Consider the following 18622-nt stretch of genomic DNA (forward strand, 5'->3'; position numbering starts at 1 on the left):
AACAACCTTGAAAACAATCGAAGAAACGGAGCTCATCATGTTGCAAATTCGTAAAAGTGAAGAACGCGGTCTGGCAAATCACGGCTGGTTGAATTCCCGCCACAGCTTCTCGTTCGGCAGCTACCATGATCCAAAACACGTCGGTTTCGGCCCGCTGCTGGTGATCAACGAAGACCAGGTCGAAGCCGGCCAGGGCTTCGGCACCCACGGCCACCGCGACATGGAGATCATCTCCTACGTGTTGAGCGGCGCGCTCGAGCATAAGGACAGCATGGGTACCGGTTCGGTGCTGCACTACGGGGACGTCCAGCGCATGAGCGCCGGCACCGGCGTGCGTCACAGCGAGTTCAACGGTTCGCAAAAAGACCGGGTGCACTTCCTGCAGATCTGGATCCAGCCCGGCCAGACCGGCATTCCTCCGAGCTACGAGGAAAAGCACTTCACGCCGGAAAGCAAACAAGGCCGGCTGCGCCTGATCGCTTCGAACGACGGCCGCGAAGGCTCGGTGCTGGTGCATCAGGATGCGGCGATCTTTGCGACGATCATGGGCGCCGGCGACAACCTGAAGCACGAGCTGGGCAAAGGCCGCATCGCCTACGTCCATGTGATCCGGGGCGACGTGACCGTCAACGGTACCGCGCTCAAAGGCGGCGACGCGCTGAAGATCACCGAGGAAAACCTGGTCACCCTGGAACAGGCGACCGACGCCGAGGTGCTGGTGTTTGACTTGCCTAACTGACCCTTCCCATGGGAAAGGCTGGCCTAAAATAATTTTTCGCCAGTTTTGGTATGATGAAGGGCGCGCCGGGTCTGTTCGAACAGCCCGGCGCGCCTTTTTTACTTATTACATCATCAATATTTGAAGAGCATAGCTATGTTGCAGAGCGCGGAAACACCGGCAAAAGACGAATTGGACTACATGACTTCGTGCGCCTTGCCGACGCCCTGGGCACAGTTCACCTTGCACGCCTTTGTCGAAAAAGCCACCGGCAAGGAACATCTGGCCATGGTGCTGGGCGATATCGGCGACGGCGAGCCGGTGCTGGCGCGCGTGCACTCCGAGTGCCTGACCGGCGACGTGCTGTTCTCACAACGTTGCGATTGCGGCGCCCAGCTTGAAGGCGCGCTCAAGAAGATCGCCGCCGAAGGCCGCGGCGTGCTGCTGTATCTGCGCCAGGAAGGCCGCGGTATCGGCCTGATCAACAAAATCCGCGCCTATCGCCTGCAAGAGGCCGGTGCCGACACGGTCCAGGCCAACGAACAGCTGGGCTTCAAGCCGGACCAGCGCACCTACGGGCTGGTCAAGCCGATGCTGGCCCGCTTCGACGTCAAAAGCCTGCGCCTGATGACCAATAATCCGCGTAAGATTGATGCCATGACCAAACTTGGCATCGAAGTGGCCGAGCGCGTGCCGCTGCTCGTCAACCGCAACGCGTTCAACCAGCACTATCTGAACACCAAGGCTGCCAAGCTGGGTCACATGATGACGCCTTTGACGCCCGCCGCCGTGGAAGATGGCGCGCTCTGAGGTTGCCGATAGAATAAGTCTAAGGTTTGCATGAAATTTACCGCGCTTGCCACATCCATCGCCTTGACCGGGGCCTGCGCTGGCGCGCTGGCCGCCTCCACCACCGCAAACCCCGCCGCGCCGACGCTGGCCGCAACCGCCAACGCGGCGACCGCAGCGGCGACCACGACCGCAACGACCGCCACTGCGCCCGCCAAGGGCAAGCAGCCGCAGTCGGCGCAGCCGGTCCCGCCCGCTCCACCCACATCCCCTGATTCCGCCGACCCGTCCGCAGCCGCCGATACCGCGCCGCTGCCGCCACCGTCGAGCGCGGCCCAGCATCTGTATGCGTCGGCCAAGAACGATATCCTGCAAGTGCGCTCGCTGCTGAAAAGCGGCCGCACGCAATCGTCGGTGGGTTCGGGCTTCTTGATCGGCACCAGCAACCTGGTCGTCACCAACTACCACGTGGTGTCGCAGTTCGCGCTCGATCCGGACACCTACGTCGGCGAATGGGTCGACACCAGCGGCCAGCGCGGCAATGTGGAACTGCTGGCGGTCGACGTGCTGCACGATTTGGCCGTGCTGCGCGTCAACCGCAACGGCACCGGCTTCTTCAAGATGCCGGACCAGCTGGCGCGCCTGACGCAGGGCCAGTATCTGTACTCGATGGGCAATCCGCTCGATCTGGGCTTTGCCATTTCCGAGGGCGCCTACAACGGCGTCATCGCGCGCAGTTTCTACGACCAGCTGATGTTCACCGGTCCGATCAACTCCGGCATGAGCGGCGGCCCCAGCGTGACGGTCGACGGCTCGGTGGCCGGCGTCAACGTCTCCAAGCGCCTCGATGGCGAACTGGTCAGCTTCCTGGTGCCGGCCCGCTTCGCCCAGGACCTGCTGCGCAAGGTCGAACAACAAGCCAAGGCGCCAGCCGATTTCACGTCGGTGGTGGCCGGCCAGCTGCTGAGCCATCAGCGCGCGATGGTCGATCAACTGCTGTCGAGCCCGCTTAGCCTGAAACCGATGGGACCGTACCAGGTGCCGGTGCGCGAGTCCGAACAGATGCGCTGCTGGGGACGCTCCAACGTCAAGGCCGACAAGCCGTTCACGGTCGACGACGCCAGTTGCGCGATGGAGTCGGCGATCTTCGTCAGCGGCTCGCTGCAAACGGGGCAGCTCAGCATCCGCCACCAGTTCATCCGTGGTACCGGCCTCGACAAGCTGCGCTTCGCGCAACTGGCCAGCGCCTCGTTCAAGAACGAGCATTTCGGCAGCAACAAGGACACCCGCCTGACCGGCCCCAACTGCACCGAAGACTTCGTCAAGAACAAAAACCTGCCGCTGCGCGCCGTGCTGTGCGTGCGCGCCTACCGCAAGTTCGCCGGCCTGTACGATTTCGCGCTGCTGACGGCCACCACCGACCAAGGGTTGATGAGCCTGCAAAGCCGGCTCGATGCGCGCGGCGTCTCGTACGACAACGGCATGCGCCTGTCGCGCGTGTTCCTCGAATCGCTGTCGCTGGCACCGGCCGGCGCGGCCATGCCCGCGCGCGCGCCGGCCGGCAAGGCAGGCAAGCCGCCGGGCGGAACCGCCGATAAACAGCCCCCGCCCCCGGCCAAGCCGGCCACGGGAGGCGCGCAATGATGGCCCCCTACTTCGTGGAAATCCTCGCCCGCAACGGCGACGTGCTGCATCGGCACAAGGCCGACACCTTGCCGATCCGACTCGGACGCAGCTACGACAACGACATCATCCTCGACGACGCCCATAGCGCCGCCGCGCACGCCATCGTCGACCTGGACGCGCAGGAAAAGCTGGTGCTGCGCGACCTCGGCAGCAAGAACGGCACCTACGCGCGCGGCAAGCGCCAGACCGAGGTCGTGCTGGGCGGCGACACTGTAGTGCGTCTCGGCCACACCCGCCTGCGCATCCGCGCCGCCGACTTCCCGGTGCCGGCCGAAATCGCCGACACCACCATGCACGGCTGGGAAGGCGCGACGCCGGCCACCATCGGCCTGCTGCTGATCGCCGTCTTCAGCGTTTTGGAAACGTGGCTGTCCGATGTCGAACCGTTCGCTTTGATCCGTTATCTGCTGGTGCTCGCGTCCAGCCTGGCGGCGGGCTTGCTGTGGAGCGGCGTGTGGGCGCTGGCCAACCGCCTGTTCGGCAGCCACGCGCGCATGGGCCGGCACCTGTTCATCTTGGGCAGCGGCCTGGCGGTGGTAGGCATCTGGCGCGCCGCCAGCAGCATCATGGCGTATGCGTGGTCGGCCGAAGGATTCACGCGGTATGGCAACCTGGTCACCCTGGCGATCGTCTGCGGCATGCTGTTCTTCCATCTGAAGACCATCAAGCCGCATCTAACGAAGCAGTTCGCCACCACCGCCACGATCATGATGCTGGTCGGCGCCGGCTTGATGCTGATGACCAACCTGCAAGGCACAGGCCGCGTGGCGGACGAGCTCTACATGTCGGTATTGTTGCCGCCGGAAGTCAAGCGCAGCCCCGACCGCAGCGTCGACCAATTCATGGGCGACGCCGCCAAGCTCAAGGCCGACACCGACGCAGCCCGGGCGCGCGGCGTCAAGGACGGCGTGGACGACACGGACGATGACGACGATGACAACAGCGCCGAGTGACTACGACGTTTGAATACCTCGGAGACACGTAGGGCGGATTAGGCGGAACGCCGTAATCGGCCATATATGAGCCGCCGACGGCGCATGCATGGCCGATTACGCTGCGCTAATCCGCCCTACGTGTATCCGTGGTGATGCGTGGCCCCGTGTAAGAGCCGGCCTCACGGCCAACCGCGCAACACCTGGTCGACCACGCCCTGCAACTGTTCGCGCGTCGCGCCGGCGGCGGCCTGCACCGCCATGCCGTTCGACACCGTCATCACATAGCGCGCCATCTGCCCCGAACAGCTGTCGGCCGGCAAATCGCCATCCACCTTCGCCCGCTCGAAACGCTCGCGCAGCTTTTCCTCGCTCGCGGCCCGGCGCTCGATCAATGAATTGCGAATCGGCAGCGCATCGTCGCTGCACGCCAGCGCGCCGTTGATCACCAGACAGCCATGCGGCTTGTCGGTCTCGGTCTGCGCATCGGCATTGCCGCGCAAAAAATGCTCGACCACGGCGCGCGCGGTCGGTTCCTTCAGCGCCGCGTTGAACAGCGGATCGTGCGTCGCGCCATACCGGTCGAGCGCCAGGCGGAACAGGTTTTCCTTGTTACCGAACACGGCGTACAAACTGGGCCGGTTCATGCCCATCGCCTCGGTCAGTTCCGGCAGCGAGCTACCCTCGTAACCCTTCTCCCAAAACACCTTCATCGCTTTGTCCAGCGCGGTTTCAGCATCGAAAGTGCGCGGACGGCCCGTCTTGCGGACTGTGGAAGTATTCTCTTTCATACCAATCGGTTAAAAATTATATTGACAACGTGCTCTCCAACCGTCATTATGAACCGATCAGTAAAAAACTCAAGCATTTTTACGACTACCCAGGACTATTTCCCATGCAACCAACATCCAACGCGCAGGCTGTGCCGCCTGTAAGTCAACCGTCGGCGCTCACCACGCCCGCCCCCACCCGCGCCGCCTGGCTGGCCGTGCTCTCCGTCGCCGTCGGCTCGTTCGCCCTCGTCACGACGGAATTCCTGCCGGTCGGCCTGTTGCCGTCGATCGCCGCCGAACTGAAGGTGACCGAAGGCCTGGCCGGCATGATGGTCACCATTCCCGGCCTGGTGGCCGCCTTTGCCGCCATCCTGGTCACCATCGGCGTCGGCAAGACCGACCGCCGCTATGTGATCTGGGCGCTGACCGGCACCCTGATCGTCTCCAATTTGATGGTGGCGCTGTCCGACTCGTTCATCGTGATCCTGATCGGCCGCGCCTTGCTCGGTATCGGCGTCGGCGGCTTCTGGGCCATCGGCGGCGCGCTGGGCAACCGGCTGGTGCCGCCCGAATACGCAACGCGAGCGACGTCGATCATCTTCGCCGGCATCTCGCTCGGCACCGTGGCCGGCGTGCCGGCCGGCGCGCTGATCGGTGAACTGGTCGGCTGGAGGGTGGCCTTCTACGCGGCCGGCGCGGTCGCCGTGCTGGTGCTGCTAACGCAAATGTGGCTGCTGCCACGCCTGCCGACGACGCAATCGCTGACCTTCGCGCAATTGCCGGCGCTGCTGCGCGTGAAGAAGGCGCGGCTCGGCATGCTGGCCACCTTGCTGATCTTCATCGGCCAGTTCGCCGCCTACACGTATGTCACCCCGTTCCTGAGCCAGGTCGGCGGCTTGAACGCAACGACCATCAGCGCCCTGCTGCTGACTTATGGCGCGGCAGGCTTCGTCGGCAACCTGATCGGCGGCTGGACGGTGGCGCGCAGCGTGCGCATGTCGATGATCGCCACCGGTCTGGTCATGGGCTTGTCGGCGGCGGCGCTGCCGTTGATCGGCACCTCGCTGATCGGCGCAACGGCACTGATCGTGATCTGGGGCCTGGCCTTCGGCATGATGCCGATCTCCGTCCAAACATGGATGTTCCGCGCAGCGCCGGATGCGATGGAAAGCGGCGGCGCCGTGTTCGTCGCCACCGCGCAGATCTCGCTGGCCAGCGGCGCGCTGGTGGGCGGCGTGGCGGTCGACCATCTGGGCGTATCGAGCGCAATGGTGGTCGGCGGCGTGTTCGCCGTGGCGATGGCGGCGGTCATCGCAAAATGGGGCGAGGACGACGGCAAGCCGTCAGCTAAATTGCACGCCGTGCACTGAGCACCGACCACTGCGAGCCCGAGGCGCATATAAATTGCGCGCTACGGACTGGTCGGCGGCAACACGCTGGAACACGTAGGGCGGATTAGCCGGAACGGCGTAATCCGCCATGTATGAGTCGCCAGCAACGCCAGCGCCCACCTAGATTCTACCGCGCCTAAACTCGGCCAGGAAAGCCTTGGTCTCCCTGGCCGACAACACCTTGATGTCGTCGCCGTGCCAGGCGTACAGGTACGGCGTGCCGCCCTGGCGATCGGTCAGCTTAGCGTCCAGCAAAAAGCAGGTCCCCAACGGATACAACGCCGTATCGCTCATGCGCCGCGAGCAATGCACAGCCAGCTCCGGCGAAAACGCCTGCCCCGGCACCGGATGGATCTCGACCACGCCTCCGCGCCGCACCGAGTGCACCGCCACCTGCCGGTAAGCATAAATATCGCGCGCCATGGTCATCCTTGCTGAAAAACCGCCATGGTAGCAGATCGTTTTCCACCGGCATGACATAACCACGCACCATTGATCTGACCGAACGACCGATGATAAAGCCGGGCGCAGGATGTCGCGAGACGTCCTGGCAGCCTGGCTTTTTTTCTTCAGTGCCGCTTGAAGGATATCCTCAAGCCACTACACTGAACATGACCACCTACACTTGGGACGAGGCCAAACGCAAAAGCAACCTGCGCAAGCACGGGCTGGATTTTGCTGATGCGCCCGCTGTGCTGGAGAATGATTCCTACTCAACGGAAGATACCCGTTTTAGCTACGGCGAACGTCGATACAATGCGTTGGGTTATTTTCAAGGCAACGTGGTTTCAATTACTTACACGGAGCAAAACGATGAAATACGAATCATCTCTTTTAGATGGGCAACGCGCCGAGAAAGGCGGGACTTCACGCGACGAGTCTGCCGGTTGGATTGACGTGATGCCGAACCATGACGACGAGATCGAGATTGACGAAGACTGCCCGGAATATGATCCACGTTACTTCACCGAACCAGTGCATCGCTTCAGAGGCCGTATCATTCCCCCACGTACGTCCCCTACCGATCCTTATGACCCGGAAGTGCTAGCGTTCATGAAATCGATCACGCCTCTGGTGCAGATGGAACCCGACATCCTCGGCGGTATGCCCGTGTTTAAAAATACGCTCGTGCCGATCAAACGCATGTTCGACTATCTGCTTGTCGGGAAAACCATGGATGATTTTCTGCACGATCATCCGACGGTGTCACAAAACACCGCGACTGCCGTACTGGAAAGCGATGCAACGCTGTTTTACGAAGAGATCAGCAATGCGATGGACTCAGGGGCAGCCCCCCTTAGAATCGCAAAGCATCCCGTTTAGCGCACCATCATTCGCGTGACGGCCTGGACAACATTGAGGCAGTCGGAAGCCAGCCCCAGGATATGCGTACATATCCTGGCCTGTCACGCTAGCAGCGACTGGAAAAACTCCAGGAACGCCCGCGTCTTGGCTGGCGGGTGCTGGCGCGATGGGTACAGTGCGTACAGCGGAAAGCGTTCATCCGGCCAGGCAGTGAGGACCGGCGTCAGCGCGCCGGAACGCAGCAGCGGCTCCACGGCGATATCGATCACCTGCGCCAGACCGTAGCCGGACAACAGCACACTTTCCATCGTCCCCGCATCGTTGAGGGTGATCTGGCTGCGCGGCTGAACGTAGGTAACTTTGCCTCCACGATGAAACTCCCACTCAAACGGCCTGCCCGTTGCGGGATTACGGAAGTGGATACACGTATGGCCCGGCTCCTCCAAATCCGACGGTTTCTTCGGCACGCCGTGCTTGCGCAGGTATCCAGGCGTGGCGACGGTCAGCACGCGCGTGTCCATCAACTTGCGGGCGATCAGTGAAGATGTCTGCGGCTGCCCGAGTCGAATGGCCAGATCGACGCCGTCGCCGACCATGTCGCCGATCTGGTCACGCGCGTACAGATCCAGTTCCAGCTCCGGGTGCAGCTTTAAAAAATCCCCCAGCCTCGGGCCGAGCAGCAAACGCGCCAACAGCGGATCGGCGTTGACGCGCAGCTTGCCGCGCACGGCCACCGCCCCCTCCCCGGCCGACGCCACGGCCTCCTCCAGCCCCGCCAGCAAAGGACCGATCTGCGCGTAGAAGCGGCGTCCCTCATCGGTTAGCGAGACCTTGCGCGTGGTGCGGTCGAACAGCCGGATATTGAGACGCGATTCCAGTCGCGCGATGGCGCGGCTTACGCCCGACTGCGACATATCCAACGCCTCGCCGGCACGCACAAAGCTGCCGCTGTCGACGATCGCCGCCAGCACCCGCATGCCGTTCACCACCCGTTCGTCAAAAGACATATATGCCAACTAGTCATTAATGATATGCATTCCATGCTATCGGAGTATGAGCCGGTTTGCATCAAAATTCTCCTTATCGATCTTTATAGGAGAACACCATGTATGCAATCACCGGTATCACGGGACAAGTCGGCTCGGCGCTGGGCCTCCAACTACTCGCGGCGGGGTTGCCAGTGCGCGCCGTGGTGCGCGACGCGGCTAGAGGCGGCGCCTGGACCGCGCGCGGCGCCGAAGTGGCGCTGGCAGACATCAACGACGCCGCCGCACTGACGCAAGCCTTCACCGGTGCGGAGGCGGTGTTCGTGCTGCTGCCGCCGACCTTCGATCCATCGGACGGCTTCCCGGAAGCGCGACGCAGCATCGCGGCATTGCGCGAAGCGTTGACGGCGGCACGGCCTGGGCGCGTGGTCGCGCTATCGACTATCGGCGCTCAATCGGCGCGCCCGAACCTGCTCAACCAGCTTGGCATCATGGAACAGGAACTGGGCAAGCTGGATTTGCCGGTCGCGTTCCTGCGCGCGGCATGGTTCATCGAGAACAGCCAGTGGGACGTGGCGTCCGCCCGTGCCAGCGGCGACATCGCCAGTTTCCTGCAACCACTCGACCGTCCGGTGCCGATGGTCGCCTGCGCGGATATCTCGACGGTGGCCCACGAGCTGCTGCGGCAAACCTGGAGCGGGCTGCGCGTGGTGGAGCTGGAAGGTCCGGAGCACATCAGCCCTGCCGATATCGCGGCGAGCTTCGCCAGGCTGCTGGGCACCGCCGTCAAAACGCATGCGGTACCGCGCGATACGTGGGCGGAGCTATTCGTTTCTCAAGGTATGAAGAATCCCGCTCCACGCATGCGTATGCTGGACGGGTTCAATGAAGGCTGGATCGCCTTTGAAGGAACGCCGCGCAAAGGCGTCGTCACACTGGACGAGGCCATTGCGGGACTGCTGGCGCGCTAACCCGCCACGCTTACACTGCGATCAGCATCGCGATCGATTCGGCCGCGATGCCTTCTTCGCGTCCAAGGTAACCCAGCTTCTCGTTGGTCTTGGCCTTGACGTTGACCTGGCTGATGTCCAGCCCCAAATCCTCCGCGATGTTCGCGCGCATGGACTGGATGTGCGGCGCCATCTTCGGACGCTGGGCGATGATGGTGCAATCGACGTTGCCGATGCTGTAGCCGGTGGCCATCACGCGGCGCGCGGCCTCCTTCAGCAAGGTGCGCGAATCGGCGCCCTTGAACTGCACGTCCGTATCCGGAAAATGCTTGCCGATGTCGCCCAGCGCCGCCGCGCCTAAAATCGAATCGGTGATCGCATGCAGCAGCACGTCGGCGTCCGAGTGACCCAGCAGGCCGACGTGGTGCGGGATGTCGACGCCGCCGATGATCAGCTTGCGGCCTTCCACCAAAGCGTGGCAGTCGTAGCCCTGGCCGATGCGGAACGGTAGTTTTGTCATAGGGGGTTTCCTTGGTTATTCGCCGGCGGCCAGATACATCTCGGCGATGCGAATGTCGGCCGGCAGCGTGACTTTCAAATTTCGTGGGTGGCCTTCGATCAGGCGCGGCGACATGCCCAGCATCTCTACGGCGCTGGCGTCGTCGGTGATGGCGTTGGCGTCCGGCGCGCCGCCCAGCGCCCGCAGCAGCAGCGCGTAGCTGAACATCTGCGGCGTCTGCGCCAGCCACAGGCCGTCGCGCGGAACCGTGGCGACGTCGTCGCCCGCCTTGCGCTTGACCGTGTCGACCACCGGCAGCGCCAGCAGGCCGCCGGCGGCGTAGTCGCCAACACCCTGTATCAATTTGGCGATCAAGGCCGGCGTTAGGCCGGGGCGCGCGGCGTCGTGCACCATGACCAGGTCCTTGTCCGTGACGATGCCGTCCAGCGCGCGCAAGGCGTTGAGCACCGTATCCATGCGGGTGACGCCGCCGCATCGCAGCACCGTGACGCCATCGAGGCCCGGCGGCAGCACCGCGTCGATCTGGCCGTCCACCGCGCTGACGACAACGTAGGTGTGCGCCACCAGATCGCTGCCGCGGAAGGCGTCGATGGCGTGGCGCAGCATCGGTTTTCCGCCCACCATCAGGTATTGTTTCGGTCCATCGGCCGCCATGCGCGCGCCGACGCCGGCGGCGGGTAGCAGCGCGAAATAGCGCGGTGTATTCGTATGTGCTGTCATGTTCTCTATCTTCTGCGCCTGCGCTGGACGATTTCCCGGATCTCGCCGTTACAAGTACCGGCCAGGCGCGCGTATTCGGCGGGGGTGTCGATTTTAGCCTGCTCCAGATTACCTTTGTCGAATTCCGACTGAATAAATGGGAACCACTGGCTGTTGATCTCGTGCTGCAGCGCCGACTGCGCGGTGCCCGACGGCGCGTACAGAGGCTTGCCTTCGAAGCGGCGGTTCAGCGCATCGCGCACCACCTTTTCGACCCGCGAGAGATTGTCCATATACGCTTTGAGGTGGCGCTGCTCGTGCTCCAGGATCGTGTTGTAGCCGCAGCTGCCGGGGACGAACTCGTTGCCGACATAAATCAGCACCGGCGAGTAGTTCATCTTGATCTCCACGCGCGGCGCCACGCATTCGTAGCCGCTGACCTTGTCCTGCAGGATAGGCCCGCCCAACGTGGCGGAAAACTGTGCGCGCGTGACCGTCAGGCCCAGCGTCTCGCTGCGGCCGTCGATGCTGCCGGTTTTCAGCGTCAACGCGCGGTAAGGCAGCTGGTTGTTGATCGTGAAGCCATTGCTCTTCGTCGACAGCACCGAGATGGTTTTGCTGATCGTGTCCTCGCAGCGGATCTGGAACGGTGTGCGTTCGGCCGCCTGGGTCACGCCAGCCCCGGCGCCGCAGCACAACAAGATCAGTGCCGCCGGCTTCATAACCTTAGTCCAGCTTCCAGTCGCCCGCGCGCAGCTTGTCGAGCCAGAACGCGCCGATGATGGTTTTGACGTCGGTGACTTTACCTTCGCGTACCCACTGCAGCAGTTCGTCGATGGTGGCGGTGAACAGTTCAAGGAACTCGCCATCGTCCAGCTTTTGCTCGCCAAGCTTCAAACCACGCGCGAGGTACAGGTCCAGATGTTCGTCCGAATAGGCGATGGCGTTGTGGATCTTGCTGACGAACTGCCAGTCGGTGGCGGTGTAGCCGGTTTCCTCTTCCAGCTCTCGTTTCGCGCTTGCCAGCGGATCTTCGCCCGGATCGATTTTCCCGGCCGGGAATTCAATGAACACGTCGTGCAGCGGATAGCGGTACTGGCGCTCGAGCAGCACCTTGCCGTCGTCGAGCAGCGGCAGGATCACGACCGCGCCGGGATGCAGGATGTATTCGCGGCCGGTGCGTTTGCCGTCGGGGAGTTCTATGGTGTCGCGTTGGACTTTGAGGAAGTGGCCGTCGTAGACCAATTCACCGTCGATGCGGGTTTCTGTCAGTGTCGACATGTCGGCTCCTTGATTGAAGCCGCTAGTGTATCAGTCGTGACGCTTGCGCAGGTAGCGCGCGATGAATCCGGGGAAGCCGAAAACGAGGAACAGACAGCCGGAGATCGCGTAGAACTCCCAGGTCTGGGGGAAGCGGTTGCCTATGTGGCCTTCCAGGGCGAAGCCGATGGAACCAACGACAAAGTACAGCGCCACCATTTCGACCAGGCGCACGATCAGCGGCTTGCGCCGCCACGTGGCCGGGACCAGGGCGAATACCTTGTCGTTGAAAAAAGGCAGGTTGGCGGCCGCGATGGCTATCGCGATCACCAACCAGCTTGCGACGGAAACATCCATCAGGTGGCGAGGGTCGCTTGCATGGCCTTCATGCACATCGCCAGCAGCGGCTCGGGCAGAATACCCAGCACCACGATGGCCAGGCCGTTCACGCTCAGCACAAACTTCATGTCGCCGTGGGCGACGATCGGCGAGCTGTCGGTCGGCTCGTCGAACCACATCAGTTTAACGATGCGCAGGTAGTAGAACGCGCCGATCAGCGAGAACATCACCGCGACCACGGTCAGCCAGATCTGGCCCGTGCCCAGCACGGCGCTCAGTACCGAAAACTTGGCGGCAAAGCCCATCATCGGCGGCACGCCGGCCAGCGAGAACATCAGGATCGTCATGACGACCGCGAACCAGCCACTGCGCTTGCTCAGGCCCTTGAAGTCGTTCAGCGTCTCGGCTTCGAAGCCGGAGCGCGACAACAGCATCAACAAGCCGAAGCTGCCGACGGTGGTCAGCACGTAGGTCAGGATGTAGTACATCGACGAGCTGTAGGCGGCGGCGATGCCGGTACGGTCGGTGGTGCCGACCACGCCGGCCAGCAGGCCAAGCAGCACGAAGCCGATTTGCGCGATGGTCGAATAAGCCAGCATGCGCTTCAGGTTCGTCTGGGCGATAGCGGTAAGGTTACCGATGGCCAGCGACAGCACGGCCAGGACCATCAGCATCTGCTGCCAGTCGAACGCCATCGGCAGCAGGCCTTCCACCAGCAGGCGGATGCAGATCGCGAAAGTGGCGATCTTCGGCGCGCCGCCCAGCAGCAGCGTCACCGCGGTTGGCGAACCTTCGTAGACGTCCGGTACCCACATGTGGAACGGCACGGCGCCCAGTTTGAACGCCAGACCGGCGACCAGGAACACGATACCGAACACCAGGATGGTCGGCTTGATGGTGCCCGCTGCGACGGCGGCGGCCACTTTGCTGATTTCCAGGGTGCCGGTGGCGCCGTACAGCATCGAGATACCGTACAACAGGAAACCGGATGCCAATGCGCCGAGGATGAAGTACTTCATCGCCGCCTCGGTGGCCTTGTGGTTATCGCGGCGCAGCGCGACCAGCGCGTACAGCGACAGCGACATCAGTTCGACGCCCAGGTAGATCGTCAGGAAGTTCGAACCCGAGATCATGACCATCTGGCCCAGCATCGCGAACAGCGCCAGGACGTAGAACTCGCCGCCCAGGTTACCGCTCATCATGCCGCGCTGCGTGACGTACTGGCGCGAATACACCAGCGTCAGCGCCACGGCCACGTAGGTGGCCAGCTTGAGCAGGTTCGCCATCGGATCGTTGACGTACATGCCGTGGAAGGTGTACGCGGTGGTGCCGGCGCTGAAGTCGGCGAAGGTGATGCCGGCCAAAACCGCCAGTATCGCCAGCGACAGCACGTAGGTGATCGACCGCTTGGACTCGGACAGGAACATGTCCACCAGCAGGAGTAGCGAGGCGCCAATGATCAACGTCACCTCGGCATACGCCGGTGCGAGATTGAACGCCTCTTGTGGAATAGGTGTAGTCATTTATGCGTTTCCGTTTTTCTTAAGGCAGCTTGCTTTTTGCGACATGCGTCAGCAGGTCGGCGACCGAGGTTTGCATCGTGTCGGTGAACGGCGCTGGGTACAGACCCATGACCAGCACGGCGATCGCCAGAATACCCAGCATGAAGAACTCGCGGCCATTGACATCGACCAGCGCGGCCACATGGTGGTTGGTGACTTTGCCGAAGATGACGCGCTTGGCCATCCACAGCGAGTACGCCGCACCGAAGATCAGCGCGGTCGCGGCCAGCAAACCGATCCAGAAGTTGTACTGCACGGCGCCCAGGATCACCATGAACTCGCCGACGAAGCCGGAAGTCGCAGGCAGACCGCAGTTGGCCATCGAGAAGAAGATGAACAGCGCGGCGAATTTAGGCATCTTGTTGACGACACCACCGTAGTCGGCGATTTGACGCGAGTGCGCCTGGTCATACAGCACGCCGATACACAGGAACATCGCGCCGGAGATGAATCCGTGCGAGATCATTTGCACGATCGCGCCCTGCACGCCGATGGCGTTGAAGATGAAGAAGCCCAGCGTGACGAAGCCCATGTGCGCGATCGACGAGTAGGCGACCAGCTTTTTCATGTCCTTCTGTACCAGTGCCACCAGGCCGACGTAGATCACGGCGATCAGCGACAGGGTGATGACGAAACCGGCCAGGTAGTGCGACGCGTCCGGGGTGATCGGCAGCGAGAAACGCAGGAAGCCATAAGCGCCCAGCTTCAGCATGATCGCGGCCAGCACGGCGGAACCGCCGGTCGGCGCTTCGACGTGGACGTCCGGCAGCCAGGTGTGGACCGGGAACATCGGAACCTTGACGGCGAAGGCCATGAAGAAGGCGATGAAGATGAAGATCTGCTCGCGCATCGTCAACGGCGTCAGGTGCCAGGTCAGGATGTCGAAGGTGCCCGTCACGCGGTACAGGTAGATGATCGCGACCAAGGTCAGCAAGGAGCCGAAGAAGGTGTAGAGGAAGAACTTGAACGACGCGTACACGCGGTTCTCGCCGCCCCACACGCCGATGATGATGTACATCGGGATCAGGGTCGCTTCGAAGAAGAAGTAGAACAGCAGGCCGTCCATCGCGCAGAACACGCCGATCATCAGGCCGGACAGAATCAGGAAGGCGCCCATGTATTGAGCAACGCGCTTCTGGATCACCTGCCAGGCCGAGATCACGACGATCACGGTGATGAATGCCGTCAGCGGCACGAACCACAGCGACAGGCCGTCGATACCCAGCGAGTAGTAGATGTTGAACGTCTCGATCCAGGGCGATTTCTCGACGAACTGCATGCCGTGGGCGGCGTTGTTGAAGTTCGTGATCAGCGGGATCGTAGCGGCGAAGCTGACGATCGCGCCGATCAGCGAACCGACGCGGACCAGCGCCGCGTTGGTGTCACGGCCGACGGCCAGGACGATCAGGCCGAAGACAATCGGAAGCCAGATCGCCAGGCTCAGGTACGGAGGTAAGGTAGATATAGTTGACTGCATCATGGTTATCGTTATCTCTTTGCGTATCAGCTAATTAAGCGTGCCAAAACGGCAGGAAGTAGACCAGGAACCCCAGAATGCCCAGGATCATGACGAATGCGTAGTGGTAAATGTAACCCGTCTGCCCCAAACGCGTCAGCTTCGAGAACCAGTTCACGACCTTGGCGCTGCCGTTGACCAGCAGGCCGTCGATCAGGGTCTTGTCGCCGACGTTCCACAGGCCGTTACCCAGCAGGCGCGCGCCGCCGGCGAACACCACCTCGTTGAACTTGTCCATGTAGTACTTGTTGTCCAACAAGGTATGGATCGCCTTGAACTTGGCGAAGAACCATGCCGGTACGCGTGGATTGATCATGTAGCAGTAGTACGCAGTAGCGACACCGGCAATCGCCAGCCACAGTGGCAGCGACGTCAGCGAATGGATCGCCATGGCCAGAGGACCGTGGAATTCTTCGCCCAGGATCTTCATCGCTTCATGGTTTTCACCGATGAAGATGACACCCTTGAAGAAGTCGCCGTGCAGCATAGGCTGGATCGTCAGATAGCCGATCAGCACCGAAGGGATGGCCAGCATCACCAGCGGGAACCAGACCACGAATGGCGATTCATGCGGCTTCTGACCCGGCTCCAGGCCGTGGTGCGCGTGGTCGTCCTCTTCCTCTTCATGATGCGCGTCCGAATCGTGGCCGTGCGCGGCCGGATCGGCGTGCGCGCCGTGGGCCGCCTTCGGCGCATGCGCGTCGTGCGCGTGATGGTCGTGGGCGTGGGCCTGGCCGAAACGCTCCTTGCCGTGGAAGACCAGGAAGTACATGCGGAACGAGTAGAACGCGGTCACGAACACGCCGGCCAGCACGGCGAAGTTGGCGAAGCCCGAACCCCAGATGTGGGTCTCGTGCACCGCTTCGATGATCGAATCCTTCGAGTAGAAGCCGGAGAAGAACGGCGTGCCGATCAGCGCCAGGGAACCGAGCAAGGACGTGATCCAGGTGATAGGCATGTACTTGCGCAGACCACCCATGTTGCGGATGTCCTGGTCGTGGTGCATACCGATGATCACCGAACCGGCGCCAAGGAACAGCAGCGCCTTGAAGAACGCGTGGGTCATCAGGTGGAACACGGCCACCGAGTATGCCGACGAACCCAGTGCCACGGTCATGTAGCCCAGCTGCGACAGGGTCGAGTAAGCGACCACGCGCTTGATGTCGTTCTGGATGATGCCCAGGAAGCCCATGAACAGCGCGGTGATCGAGCCGATGACCAGGATGAACGACAGCGCGGTGTCCGACAATTCGAACAGCGGCGACATGCGCGACACCATGAAGATACCGGCGGTCACCATCGTCGCGGCGTGGATCAGTGCCGAGATCGGGGTTGGGCCTTCCATCGAATCCGGCAGCCAGACGTGCAGCGGGAACTGCGCCGATTTACCCATGGCGCCGATGAACAGGCAGATACAGGCGACGGTCAGCAGCATCCAGTCGGTGCCCGGCAGGGTCAGGAGCGCCAGCGCTTCCTTCTTGGCGAAGACTTCCTGGTAGTTCATGGTGCCGGCATAGGCCAGCAACAGGCCGATACCGAGGATGAAGCCGAAGTCGCCGACGCGGTTGACCAGGAACGCCTTCATGTTGGCCACGATCGCCGTTGGGCGGGTGTACCAGAAGCCGATCAGCAGGTACGAGACCAGGCCCACCGCTTCCCAGCCGAAGAACAGCTGCAGGAAGTTGTTGGCCATGACCAGCATCAGCATCGAGAACGTGAACAGCGAGATGTAGGCGAAGAAGCGGTTATAGCCCTCGTCTTCCGCCATGTAGCCGATGGTGTAGATGTGCACCATCAGCGACACGAAGGTCACCACGCACATCATCATCGCCGACAGCGAATCGATCTGGAAGCCGACTTCGAACTTCACGCCCGCCACCGTCATCCAGTGGTAGATGGTGCCGTTGAACGTGGCGCCGTTGAGCACATCGTTCAGCGTCATCACCGACAGGATCAGCGCGACGAGCACGCCGAGGATGGTCGCGGTGTGCGAAGTCTTGCGACCCACAACGTTGCCAAAGAATTTGGTTCCTAACAAACCCGCGACCGCAGCGCCGGCCAGCGGCGCCAGAGGTACGGCTAGTAGGAGGTTAGGGTTAAGAAGAGTACCCGCCATGATGAACCTTAATCGTTATTTTTCGAGATTAGAACTAAAGCCGCGGGATTAACCCTTAAGGCTATCCAGGTCTTCCACATTGATGGTGTCCAGATTACGGAACATCACCACCAGAATCGCGAGGCCGATCGCCGATTCGGCGGCCGCCACGGTCAGGATGAAGAAAACGAAGACTTGCCCGGCCGCGTCGCCCAGATAGTGGGAGAACGCGATGAAGTTCATGTTCACCGCCAGCAGCATCAATTCGATGGCCATCAGCAGAATAATGATGTTCTTGCGATTCAAGAAAATACCCACGATCGAGATCGCGAACAGAATCGCGCCAAGAACGAGGTAGTGAGCTAGCGATAAAGTCATGGGGTCTCCTTTGCTTCGGCCGAACCGGCAACGGCTGCATCGGCGCCACGCGTGGTGACCGCGTCGATCTTGACGATCTTCAGACGGTCGTTGCGCTTGACGCGAACCGCATCGGCCGGGTCGAAATGTTTGGTGTCCTTACGCTTGCGCAGGGTCAGCGCCACTGCCGCGACGATCGCGACCAGCAGGATCGCCGCTGCGATTTCAAAGCCGTAGACATATTTGGTGAAGATCAGGATACCGAGTTCCTTGGTGCCGCCGATGTTGCCGGCGCTGACGGCCTGCTGGTCGAACGACAGGAAGGAGCGCCACAGCACGGCGGCCATTTCCAGCACGATGATGACGCCGACGAACGACGCGATCGGCAGGTAGCCCCAGAAGTTTTCCCGCATCTTGTCAGTGTCGATGTCGAGCATCATGACCACGAACAGGAACAGCACCATGACGGCGCCGACGTAGACCAGCACCAGCACGATGGCCAGGAACTCGGCTTCGAGCAGCATCCAGATGCCGGCGGCCGAGAAGAACGCCAGCACCAGGAACAGCGCTGCGTGCACCGGATTGCGGGCCGTGATAACGCGCGTCGCAGCCAATACCATGATGGCTGAGAAGGCGTAGAACAAAGCAGTTTTAAATTCCATAACTAACCCAAGAGACGTACAGTTTTATTATCGGCACCAATGAGCGGCTGGTCCTTAACCTCGCCAAGGCGAGGCCAAGGCG

The 18622-nt window shown here is 62.0% G+C and carries 21 protein-coding genes; 8 read left to right on the forward strand and 13 right to left on the reverse strand.

Translation table 11 applies throughout. The features are described 5' to 3' along the window. Positions 1-37: 37 nt before the first annotated feature. From MRBLMU1_RS18975 to MRBLMU1_RS18990, 4 genes are all read left to right on the forward strand, one after another. Complete coding sequence (locus MRBLMU1_RS18975) at positions 38-739, forward strand: pirin family protein (protein ID WP_363504131.1); 702 nt, start codon at positions 38-40, stop codon at positions 737-739. A gap of 135 nt (positions 740-874) precedes the next feature. Continuing rightward, complete coding sequence (gene ribA, locus MRBLMU1_RS18980) at positions 875-1528, forward strand: GTP cyclohydrolase II (RefSeq protein ID WP_363504133.1); 654 nt, start codon at positions 875-877, stop codon at positions 1526-1528. A 30-nt stretch (positions 1529-1558) separates the two neighbouring features. Then, on the forward strand, positions 1559-3151 hold the full coding sequence (locus tag MRBLMU1_RS18985) for a S1 family peptidase (RefSeq protein ID WP_363504135.1): 1593 nt from the start codon (positions 1559-1561) through the stop codon (positions 3149-3151). Continuing rightward, positions 3148-4146 (forward strand): FHA domain-containing protein, encoded by a 999-nt coding sequence (locus MRBLMU1_RS18990; RefSeq protein ID WP_363504138.1) that lies wholly within the window; start codon positions 3148-3150, stop codon positions 4144-4146. Before MRBLMU1_RS18985 ends, MRBLMU1_RS18990 begins: the two co-directional genes overlap by 4 nt. Positions 4147-4307: 161 nt before the next feature. Here MRBLMU1_RS18990 and MRBLMU1_RS18995 read toward each other — a convergent pair whose 3' ends face one another. Then, positions 4308-4916 (reverse strand): TetR/AcrR family transcriptional regulator, encoded by a 609-nt coding sequence (locus MRBLMU1_RS18995; RefSeq protein ID WP_363504141.1) that lies wholly within the window; start codon positions 4914-4916, stop codon positions 4308-4310. Positions 4917-5020: 104 nt separating this feature from the next. On the opposite strand from MRBLMU1_RS18995, the gene MRBLMU1_RS19000 reads away from it, so the two are divergent. Next, positions 5021-6268, forward strand: coding sequence for an MFS transporter (locus MRBLMU1_RS19000; RefSeq protein WP_363504144.1), 1248 nt, complete (start codon positions 5021-5023; stop codon positions 6266-6268). A 141-nt stretch (positions 6269-6409) separates the two neighbouring features. Here the strand turns inward: MRBLMU1_RS19000 and MRBLMU1_RS19005 are convergent, their stop codons facing one another. After that, positions 6410-6712: a hypothetical protein gene (locus MRBLMU1_RS19005; protein WP_363504147.1), complete on the reverse strand. Its 303-nt coding sequence runs from the start codon at positions 6710-6712 to the stop codon at positions 6410-6412. A 188-nt stretch (positions 6713-6900) separates the two neighbouring features. Here MRBLMU1_RS19005 and MRBLMU1_RS19010 point away from each other — a divergent pair, with 188 nt between their 5' ends. Both MRBLMU1_RS19010 and MRBLMU1_RS19015 read left to right on the forward strand, forming a co-directional pair. Further along, complete coding sequence (locus MRBLMU1_RS19010) at positions 6901-7185, forward strand: BrnT family toxin (RefSeq protein ID WP_363504150.1); 285 nt, start codon at positions 6901-6903, stop codon at positions 7183-7185. Then, positions 7103-7612, forward strand: a complete 510-nt coding sequence (locus tag MRBLMU1_RS19015; protein ID WP_363504153.1) for a DUF433 domain-containing protein — start codon at positions 7103-7105, stop codon at positions 7610-7612. Before MRBLMU1_RS19010 ends, MRBLMU1_RS19015 begins: the two co-directional genes overlap by 83 nt. A gap of 83 nt (positions 7613-7695) precedes the next feature. Here MRBLMU1_RS19015 and MRBLMU1_RS19020 read toward each other — a convergent pair whose 3' ends face one another. Further along, entirely contained in the window at positions 7696-8601 is a 906-nt protein-coding gene (locus MRBLMU1_RS19020) for a LysR family transcriptional regulator (protein WP_363504156.1), read from the reverse strand. 98 nt (positions 8602-8699) lie between these two features. Between MRBLMU1_RS19020 and MRBLMU1_RS19025 the strand changes: the two genes are divergently transcribed. Then, entirely contained in the window at positions 8700-9551 is an 852-nt protein-coding gene (locus MRBLMU1_RS19025; protein ID WP_363504159.1) for an NAD(P)H-binding protein, read from the forward strand. 10 nt (positions 9552-9561) lie between these two features. On the opposite strand, the gene ispF is transcribed toward MRBLMU1_RS19025, so the two are convergent. Genes ispF through MRBLMU1_RS19075 form a run of 10 tightly spaced genes read right to left on the reverse strand, consistent with a single transcriptional unit; the run spans position 9562 to position 18540 of the window. Continuing rightward, positions 9562-10050 (reverse strand): 2-C-methyl-D-erythritol 2,4-cyclodiphosphate synthase, encoded by a 489-nt coding sequence (gene ispF / locus MRBLMU1_RS19030; protein ID WP_363504162.1) that lies wholly within the window; start codon positions 10048-10050, stop codon positions 9562-9564. 15 nt (positions 10051-10065) lie between these two features. Continuing rightward, positions 10066-10770, reverse strand: coding sequence for a 2-C-methyl-D-erythritol 4-phosphate cytidylyltransferase (gene ispD / locus MRBLMU1_RS19035; RefSeq protein ID WP_363504165.1), 705 nt, complete (start codon positions 10768-10770; stop codon positions 10066-10068). A gap of 5 nt (positions 10771-10775) precedes the next feature. Next, a complete protein-coding gene (locus MRBLMU1_RS19040; RefSeq protein WP_363504168.1) occupies positions 10776-11471 on the reverse strand; it encodes a hypothetical protein in 696 nt (231 codons plus the stop codon). 4 nt (positions 11472-11475) lie between these two features. Continuing rightward, positions 11476-12030 (reverse strand): NUDIX hydrolase, encoded by a 555-nt coding sequence (locus tag MRBLMU1_RS19045; RefSeq protein WP_363504171.1) that lies wholly within the window; start codon positions 12028-12030, stop codon positions 11476-11478. A gap of 30 nt (positions 12031-12060) precedes the next feature. Further along, on the reverse strand, positions 12061-12366 hold the full coding sequence (locus MRBLMU1_RS19050; protein ID WP_363504174.1) for a DUF2818 family protein: 306 nt from the start codon (positions 12364-12366) through the stop codon (positions 12061-12063). Further along, on the reverse strand, positions 12366-13871 hold the full coding sequence (gene nuoN / locus MRBLMU1_RS19055; RefSeq protein WP_363504177.1) for an NADH-quinone oxidoreductase subunit NuoN: 1506 nt from the start codon (positions 13869-13871) through the stop codon (positions 12366-12368). Before nuoN ends, MRBLMU1_RS19050 begins: the two co-directional genes overlap by 1 nt. Before the next feature lie 19 nt (positions 13872-13890). After that, a complete protein-coding gene (locus tag MRBLMU1_RS19060) occupies positions 13891-15390 on the reverse strand; it encodes an NADH-quinone oxidoreductase subunit M (RefSeq protein ID WP_363504180.1) in 1500 nt (499 codons plus the stop codon). Between the two features lie 31 nt (positions 15391-15421). Next, positions 15422-17542, reverse strand: a complete 2121-nt coding sequence (gene nuoL, locus MRBLMU1_RS19065; protein WP_363504183.1) for an NADH-quinone oxidoreductase subunit L — start codon at positions 17540-17542, stop codon at positions 15422-15424. Positions 17543-17590: 48 nt separating this feature from the next. Continuing rightward, the gene (gene nuoK, locus MRBLMU1_RS19070; protein WP_363504186.1) at positions 17591-17899 is read right to left on the reverse strand and encodes an NADH-quinone oxidoreductase subunit NuoK; all 309 of its coding nucleotides are present in this window, start codon (positions 17897-17899) and stop codon (positions 17591-17593) included. Then, on the reverse strand, positions 17896-18540 hold the full coding sequence (locus tag MRBLMU1_RS19075; RefSeq protein WP_315214689.1) for an NADH-quinone oxidoreductase subunit J: 645 nt from the start codon (positions 18538-18540) through the stop codon (positions 17896-17898). Before MRBLMU1_RS19075 ends, nuoK begins: the two co-directional genes overlap by 4 nt. Positions 18541-18622: the final 82 nt, after the last annotated feature.

The organism is Burkholderia sp. LMU1-1-1.1 (assembly GCF_040675865.1).
Lineage (GTDB): Bacteria > Pseudomonadota > Gammaproteobacteria > Burkholderiales > Burkholderiaceae_D > Rugamonas.